This is a genomic window from Spirulina sp. CCNP1310 (genome assembly GCF_034932185.1).
Classification (GTDB): domain Bacteria; phylum Cyanobacteriota; class Cyanobacteriia; order Cyanobacteriales; family Spirulinaceae; genus Spirulina.
On the sequence record NZ_JAYGHW010000032.1, the window covers coordinates 1 to 7,695 of the forward strand.

Sequence of the window (7,695 nt, forward strand, 5' to 3'; positions counted from 1 at the left end):
GGAGAATGTGCCAAAGGTGTTAAAGCATAGGTGTGCGTACCTGAATGGGGCACTGACGGCTTAATTGGATTACAATCATATACTTGGTCTGAGTAATTATACTCATCTCCTAACTGAGATGTACCCCCGAAACTCTAGATCTCGGTTGGCTCGGATACTAGGGGGTACTTTCTGTTGTCTACGGTTGTTAAATCGCTGTTGGCGATGATTTCGGAGTTGGAAGGGTAGCTCTCGATTGATCCGGCGACTGCGGCGAGAACGCCGTAGCATTCTGCGATGATCCATCCGCTCCCGCACTTTGGGGTAGGGGAGTTCTAGGTGGGACTGGAATAATGTCGCTTGAGCCGATTGAACGGCAATCCCTGAATAAAGTTTGCCGGGATCTACCCCGACCACAATGGGCTGGGTCTTACGACCCGATGGCTCCGCTTTCAGGCGCACTGCCTTGATGCGGAGATCGTTCTTCACCCATTGGGCCTTGCCCTGCGCTACCCACTTTTGGGCGCGATTGCGCTTGGTGGGCATAGCGGGAGTACCATCAGGGTTTTGGACGGGGATGCGTTGCATGGAAGATAATTCCAAAACTACAGGTCTCTTTAGCCAGTGAGTACGGTGTTGCTGGGCTGAACCCACTCCCTGAGATTCCAGGGCCTTACAAATAATCCGATTTAGAGAAGCAACCGGAAGTGTTGCCGTACTCACCTTGGTGGCCTATTCGCAGCTACGACCGGGTTATCTCCGGTCACTCCCCCACCTCGGCGGATGCCCGGTGGGGGTCATTGAACAATTCGGATGGGTTCCCGTGGTGAGATCAGGATTTCGCCAGGCTCAATCGCGCTGAATTGTTGCTCAAAGATGGCAATGAGCCACTGACCCTCGTTTTGAAAGTTTGCGGGTTGGAGTTCTGGGGTTGGGGGGTTTGGGTGGAGTTCGCGATCGAGGAGGTCGAAGAGTGTTTGTTTGTCGGTGGGGTTGAGTTGATGAATGGCTGGCAAGAGTTCGTTCAGTGTCATGTTTGGCTCCTGGTCATGACGATCTAATCAAGATTTTAGCGAATTCTAGGATAACGGTGTGGGAAATGAAGATTTTCGGGTTTTGAAAAAGTTCTAGACTTTTTTGATATTGGATTGGATCATCTTGAGTCAGAAGCCGAACTACAATATTGGGTTCAACTGCGATCATGCCATTGCTCCTGAATGCCTTGGTGAATAGCCGCTTCCATATCCTCTAAGGTTTTGGGTGAACCTTGATACTTTAAACACCCGGCTACTTCGTTTAAAGTGGTCGGATGAAAGGGCTGTTTGGGCTGAATTAAAATTCCTTTGCCGGTATCGGTCAAGATGATTTCTGTCCCCATCTCTAAGCTATAGATTTTCCGCATTTCTGGTGGAATGATAATCTGTCCTGTTTCGGAGATTTTGGCGATTTCCATGGGTAAATTAGTTGGGATATTTCGGTAATTTTAACAAAATTAGATCTTGCTTTTCCCCTACGCCAGTCTAGAAGCCGGGTTGCTGGGGGTTGCTGGTTTTTCCCCAAGTTGCTCCGAGAAACCCGGTTTCTCACAGCCCCTCTAACCGCAGAAAATGCACCCGCCCCGACCCATCCCCCGCCATCACCGTCACCCCATCCAGTGCAATGGCATAGGAAAGCATCGCAGCTTCCCCGGTAAAGGTGACTAATACATCCCCCGTCTCCAAATCCCACAGTTTCAGATTGACTCATCTCCGTGTTACAATCACGGAAATTCCCCGGAGGGATTACAGCACTTCTGAGTTTGGTTCAACGGATTAGGAAGATCCCAAATTCTCAAACGCCTAGGCGAAGTCAAAACGCCTCTTGCCGGGGTGCTTTGCATCCCGGTTACTTTGGCTTTTTTGCCAATATTCCATGCTCCATTAGCATCGGCATTGACCTCAACACCGGATGTAGAGCGATAGGTTCCCCGTCGTATCCGCTGACCTGAAGCCTTCCAACCCTCGGGTTTTTCACCGTATACGGGAATGCTATCTAAATCTAGTGCAGATGCTTGGGATGTATAACTTTCCTCCTGTTCAATAAACTGAATTCCATAAAAACAACACAATTCCTCAAGTCGATTTTTGAGTTTACCTGTGGGAATTGAAACGAATTTTTGATTGGTTTTATGATCTAGCTTAATGCCATTTTTTTGACCCTTGTTCCATCCAAAAACAAGCGTACCAATTTTATGCTTAAGGCAATGATTGACAACAATGCGAGCCGCTTTATTGATCGCATGGCGCATTTGACGATTGCGCTTGCTAGTGAGGCGGTCAAGCAGCTTGCACCAAAAGCTCTGGTCTTTACCTTCCTTTATGGTAGCAATGCGTTTGTTATAACCTTGGTTTAGGGATTTGAGGTGTTTACCATCAACGATAAAGCTATGCCCTTCTGTATCGACGCAGGTGAGCCAGTTATCAACACCATGGTCAATGGACAATGCTTTGTGCGGGTCTAGACTGACGGGTGCGATCGCTGGACTCGTGTAGGTCCAGACAGCATCAAAGTGGCCGGCTCTGGGGACAATTTGTAATTCTCTGATGGTTTGCCAATCAAGATTGCTGGGAAAAGGAATGAAAATTTCGGGAAGGTTGAACCATATTTTACAGGATCTACCCATGGGTACTTTAATTTTGCCATCAACCCATTTTAACCAATGTTTTGGGTAGCTAACTTGGAACATACCCCCGGATTTTCGGTAATGCGGCGGCTTAGGTTTATGAGGGAGTTCACCGCGTCGCCACAACTTGAGAAGTGCTTTGAAGCTTTTAAATGCTTCTCCAACAGTAATACAGGTTTGTTGGGCTGCGTTGGCATAGAGTGCTCGCATATTGGGGTTTTGTTTCATTTGGCTGCATAGCCAGTATCCATGGGGAAATTGATTAGTTTTGAAGTAAAGTTGGCGGGCAAGGTAGAGTGTGGAATTGTAGAGGTTGTTGGATGTGGTGCAAAGATATTTAAGTACGGCCCTAAGTGCGGGGTCGTCAGGCAGCCGATTAATTTGTACTGCAAAAGATTTTGACATACAACAATTGTACAATCTAATGGCGGGCGGGAAGCATTTCGGAAGACTAAATTTTTCGGCTCTTCTGAGGTAAGCGTTCAGGGGATTCAGCGATCCCGACGGTCTGTTTTAGGTGATCCCAGCTTGATTTTTCCAGATCTAGATTCTCAACGATGCCTGAAACCCACGTTTTAAGGCCAAATAAGCAAATCTGCATCTATGCCCTAACCAATAGCCTAAGCAGTATAACTATTAATTAGACCGCGATTAGCCGCCTAGCCAATTTAATCTGCTGGAAAGCTACAATCGCTGCATAAATGAGTGGCTACAGTCACACCCCAACACATCCACAAATCGATTCCGCCTCAACGCCACCTCATGCGATCGCGATCCGATTGGCTCAATAACAATCACAATCGCCCCAACTCCCATAGATTTTTCAAGTCCAACCCAAAATCTCCCGCATCGGCCGCAGTCATAGCAGTTGCAGCGACAACACCATATCCTGCTGCTACACCAAAACCTGCTGCACCCGCAGCCTTTGCGGCTTCATCAATAATTTCCCTCCTACTTTACTATCTCTATCGCTCCCTTTAAAACTACCTTGGCACCTTGAACACTTAACTGTGCTCCTTTAGCTCCAACGAATAACCCTGGAATCGACGTACAAAACGGAGCCAGTGCTGCAGCAGGTGGAAAAACCGTGGTAGCAAGTCCATCTGCTCCATAACAGAGCAAAGTTGCGCCGACCGCTACTCCTGCCGTGTTTATGGCACCATCAATCACAGAATCAAAAAACTGATTAGCTCGATTTTTAGAGCGATCATTGTCATAATTACGTGAATAAGAGGAAGGAGTGGACGACAATTCCAAGCCATTCAAACCATCAGCATAAGCCATGGCAGGGGTTAGACTGCTTGTTAGCAGAATACACAAAGCAATTAAAACGGAGACGATACCTCTGAATATAAATTTCATATGTGTTTCACGTTGTAATAACTGGTTTACCAAAGGCTGCTATTGTACAGAATAAATACTCAACAACCCGTAAGGGACTAAGTATTAATTAGACGGTGATCAGCAACCCATGCGATTTAAGGTAGTGGGGTAGTGGAAAGCTAAAACTTCTCCCTAAATTACGCCTTGTTAGTATTCTAGCAAATGAATATCGAGGTGTCAATAATTTATAGATATAACAGATATAGCAATCCTATTTGATTCATGAAATAACTATTGTTGCTGGGCAAGGCTTTCAGTTATCTTTTTGTTCAGTAATCACGTCGGATTGCTATATAACACATACAAAACTTCGTTTTTGGATAAAGTTCTTAACTGGCAAGGGTTTCAGCTTTGTGTTTAGCGAATGTTATACAGAATAAATTGGATTAAGCGATCGCCGTCGGACGATCGCACCCCGTGATTTCCTTTGATAGGCGTAGGTTTCCCCCAAGGTGTTGGCAAGGCGTTGATACAGGGCGAGACAGTCGGGGTTAGTCCCCACCGTCAGCCAGATAATCCCATCGGGAAACTGTCGCCGCACCTCGTTATCCCGCGCTAAGGCTGCGGCTAACACCGTTTTCCCTAGTCCTCCCATCCCCTGCACCCCCACTTTCTAGACCTGTCCGGTCATCACTAGGGTTTGATGGTTGGGGGTCAAAAGTCGTTCTTTTAAATCCGCCATATCTTCAGGATGGGGGAGAAAATGAGGGGGGGGTTGGGGAACCGTATCCACTGCCCCTAAACCGTGCCAAGGGGTGGCGGGTGCGGGTGGGTTCAGGTTTTGTAATTGGGAAATGGCCGCTAATATCCGGCGCATATCCTCACGGGTCGCCAATTGCGGTAAATACTCCTGAATCTTATCAATCCCCGCCAACGTCGCCCCATGAAGATCAAACAACATCCCCACAAACGCCCGCCCACCATTGTCCGCATCATCCTTCAGCACTTGGCGCAAATACTTACTAAAATTCGCCGCCAACTCCACCGCCAAAGCAGCAATCACATCCTGATAACTTTCAACCCTATCCCGCAAAACCTTTTGCTCACAACCCTGCTCAAATAACCAAGTAATCACCTCCCGCCATTCCGGTTCCGCTAACACCGGATATTCCCCAAACTGCTCCGGCTCTTGACTAAAAATCTCATGGAGACGCTCTTCCTGAACCGTTTCAAACAAGTTTAGATCTTGATGCTCTTCCGCCCATTGCACCCAATACCCCTCGATCTTTGCCCCAAACTTCTCCAACTGTTTCCGACTCTGGGGATATTGGGGGCTGACCCTTTCCAACAAAGCCCGCGCCACCGTCCGCCCCGCCGCCTTCGCAATATCCTCATTGCGCAACACATCGCCACTCTCACGGCATCGCTTTAGGAATAGCCCTAAATGATGCCCCGTCATCGCCATGAAAAAATCCGAAACCCCCGTTAATACGGGAACCGCCAAACCCGCCGCTACCGATATCCCCGCCGCTGAAGCCGCCATCCCCCCCGTCGCAATGGAAACCAAGCCCAGAATTGCAGTTCCCGCCAATAGACCGCGATTAGACCGCACCGGCTCCAATGAAGACATAACCCATCATCCCAAAAACCCTACTCCCCCAAGATAACCCAAAAAAGCAAAGGCGGTTCAAGTGAAAATCTTTTCCTCCTCCGGGCGATAGATAAACTCATAATCAAAGGGAACCGGGCGAATATTCCGCACGATCGCAAACCCTAAACTACTCACCACATCTGTGGTAAACGTCACCATTGCTAACTCCAATAACTTGCGATCAGGAATATTCGGCTCCTTGACAAAATAATTGCGCTGGGCAAAAAATAGCGTCGAATCCTTCGGGTTAATAATGCCATTTAAACGGTGAGCGTGCTGGATTGGCTTAATATACGTCAGATAAAAATCCTCCTGATTGTGCTGCATTAAATAAAAACGCTCCTGTTGCAACCAACTCATTTGGAAAATCATCTTAATCAACTCAAAACCCAAAATATAATTCAAAACATAATTCTTCTCCTCCGGACTAATCACCAACCGCAACGCCGACTCTAAAAACTTATCCGGTTCCCGACGGGCATCCTGGGCAGAATGAATATAAAATTGGCGAATATAACGGCGCAGCGTAATACTATTCAGTTCCGTCGTAATGTGAAAACTGAGCAAATGCTTTTGCACCTTTTCCTGCGTTTCATAATCCTGGATGATCTTCGCAATTAAACCATCCGCCGTGTACTGATCCAGAAAATGGGCTTGATCCTCCGGCGGCGCGGCACAAAGCAAATGACACAGCGAAAGGAGATAGCGGCGTTCTTTCCAATGGAGTTTTTCAGCCCAAAGCTTGGCTTCAGTGGGGAGTCGGTCTAGCATAGTGCCTCTTGAACTTGCCCCATGGGTTCGCGAGCAAGCCCACAGGAGCGGAAAAGGGGGGCAGGTAGTGCTGCGGTATTGCAACCCTACTGTTATCCTAAGCGATCGCTTCCTAGGGCCGTCAACCGCTGAATCCCTGAACTTTCCAGGGCCTGGGGGCTGGGTTTCACCCCCCAAGGGGGGGGACTATTGGCCCCGCAATTCGTCATATTTGGCCCGCACCGCTTGAATATCCTGCCACATTAACCACTTCGGTTTGCCCTTTTCCCGGGAAGGGTTGCGCAGTAAATAGGCGGGGTGAAAAATCGCCATACAGTGGCGATCGCCCCAATCCAACCATTGACCGCGAATTTTCGTGATCCCCTCCTTCCGACCTGTCAGCGCCTTCAGGGCCGTCGCCCCAGTGAAGAGGATAATTTTCGGGTCAACGAGGCGGATCTGCTCCAAAAGATAGGGACGGCAGGCCTCCACCTCGTCGGGGTTGGGGGTGCGATTACCGGGGGGGCGGCAGTTGTGAACCACACCCGCTGGCGTGATGAAATTGGCGGTTTCCGCCACATCAATGCAATAGACCGGCGTTTGCGAGGGTTGGGGTTGGAGCAATTCCGTTTCCACACCGGCCCAGTCGGTACTCTGCCCTAAATAGTCGTGAAATTCCCCTTCCGTTTGGCCCCCAGGGGGGCCGGCTAAAACGAGGCGTTTCAACGGTAAGCCCGTGGCAATGCGATCGCCCCGCTCCAATTCCCCCACCGGCAACCAACCCCGCCGCGTCAACACGGGATGATCCGCCGTCGCCGTATAGCTGCCCGGTTGCCCCCGTAATTTCACGCGGTAGAGCCAACGATTCCCCAAGGGGGAACAATACCAGCCGGTAACATTGCGCCATACGAGGGTGCGATCGCCCGCCAAACTCAACACCTTCCCCGCCCAACGGTTTTCCACGAGCCAAGCCAGGGGCCGATAGCCCAGTTCTGTGGCGATCAGCGTATCCCCCGTGAGGCATTTCACCACATTGGCAATGTAAATATCCCGTTCGGTGCTGAGTTCCACAGAGGCGAGAATTTTTTCCAACAGTTGCCCCGATTTCCCCACAAAAGGCAGGCCCGTTTCATCTTCCTGTTGCCCCGGCCCTTCCCCAATCAGCAAAATATCCCCCTGGGGATTGCCGCGACTGACGACCACATGGGTACGGGTGGCACTGAGGCCGCAGCGATCGCACGCCCGGAAATGTTCCCCCAATTGGTCTAAGTCTGCGTAGGTTCCGGGGGGGATGGGGATCTGGCCGTTGTGGGGGATTTGGTCGAAGGGG

The 7,695-nt window shown here is 49.5% G+C and carries 8 protein-coding genes and 3 pseudogenes; all 11 read right to left on the reverse strand.

What is annotated here, in order from left to right; genetic code table 11:
* Positions 1 to 126: 126 nt before the first annotated feature.
* A pseudogene (locus VB712_RS07905) lies at positions 127 to 567 on the reverse strand (RRXRR domain-containing protein); the annotation flags it as partial.
* 209 nt (positions 568 to 776) lie between these two features.
* Positions 777 to 1,013, reverse strand: a complete 237-nt coding sequence (locus tag VB712_RS07910; protein ID WP_323253869.1) for a hypothetical protein — start codon at positions 1,011 to 1,013, stop codon at positions 777 to 779.
* A gap of 155 nt (positions 1,014 to 1,168) precedes the next feature.
* A complete protein-coding gene (locus VB712_RS07915) occupies positions 1,169 to 1,432 on the reverse strand; it encodes an AbrB/MazE/SpoVT family DNA-binding domain-containing protein (RefSeq protein ID WP_323253871.1) in 264 nt (87 codons plus the stop codon).
* Positions 1,433 to 1,562: 130 nt separating this feature from the next.
* Positions 1,563 to 1,700 carry a hypothetical protein gene (locus VB712_RS07920; RefSeq protein WP_323253873.1) on the reverse strand — a complete coding sequence of 46 codons (138 nt, stop codon included), beginning with the start codon at positions 1,698 to 1,700 and terminating at the stop codon, positions 1,563 to 1,565.
* 38 nt (positions 1,701 to 1,738) lie between these two features.
* Positions 1,739 to 3,046: a transposase gene (locus tag VB712_RS07925; RefSeq protein WP_323253875.1), complete on the reverse strand. Its 1,308-nt coding sequence runs from the start codon at positions 3,044 to 3,046 to the stop codon at positions 1,739 to 1,741.
* 546 nt (positions 3,047 to 3,592) lie between these two features.
* Positions 3,593 to 4,036 carry a hypothetical protein gene (locus VB712_RS07930; RefSeq protein ID WP_323253877.1) on the reverse strand — a complete coding sequence of 148 codons (444 nt, stop codon included), beginning with the start codon at positions 4,034 to 4,036 and terminating at the stop codon, positions 3,593 to 3,595.
* Positions 4,037 to 4,391: 355 nt separating this feature from the next.
* Positions 4,392 to 4,634: an NB-ARC domain-containing protein gene (locus tag VB712_RS07935; RefSeq protein WP_323253879.1), complete on the reverse strand. Its 243-nt coding sequence runs from the start codon at positions 4,632 to 4,634 to the stop codon at positions 4,392 to 4,394.
* Between the two features lie 3 nt (positions 4,635 to 4,637).
* Complete coding sequence (locus VB712_RS07940; RefSeq protein WP_323253881.1) at positions 4,638 to 5,594, reverse strand: hypothetical protein; 957 nt, start codon at positions 5,592 to 5,594, stop codon at positions 4,638 to 4,640.
* 57 nt (positions 5,595 to 5,651) lie between these two features.
* Positions 5,652 to 6,386, reverse strand: coding sequence for a cobyrinic acid a,c-diamide synthase (locus VB712_RS07945; protein WP_323253883.1), 735 nt, complete (start codon positions 6,384 to 6,386; stop codon positions 5,652 to 5,654).
* 186 nt (positions 6,387 to 6,572) lie between these two features.
* Positions 6,573 to 6,935 (reverse strand): annotated as a pseudogene (locus tag VB712_RS20445) (uracil-DNA glycosylase); the annotation flags it as partial.
* A gap of 279 nt (positions 6,936 to 7,214) precedes the next feature.
* Positions 7,215 to 7,568, reverse strand: a pseudogene (locus VB712_RS20450) (uracil-DNA glycosylase family protein); the annotation flags it as partial.
* Positions 7,569 to 7,695: the final 127 nt, after the last annotated feature.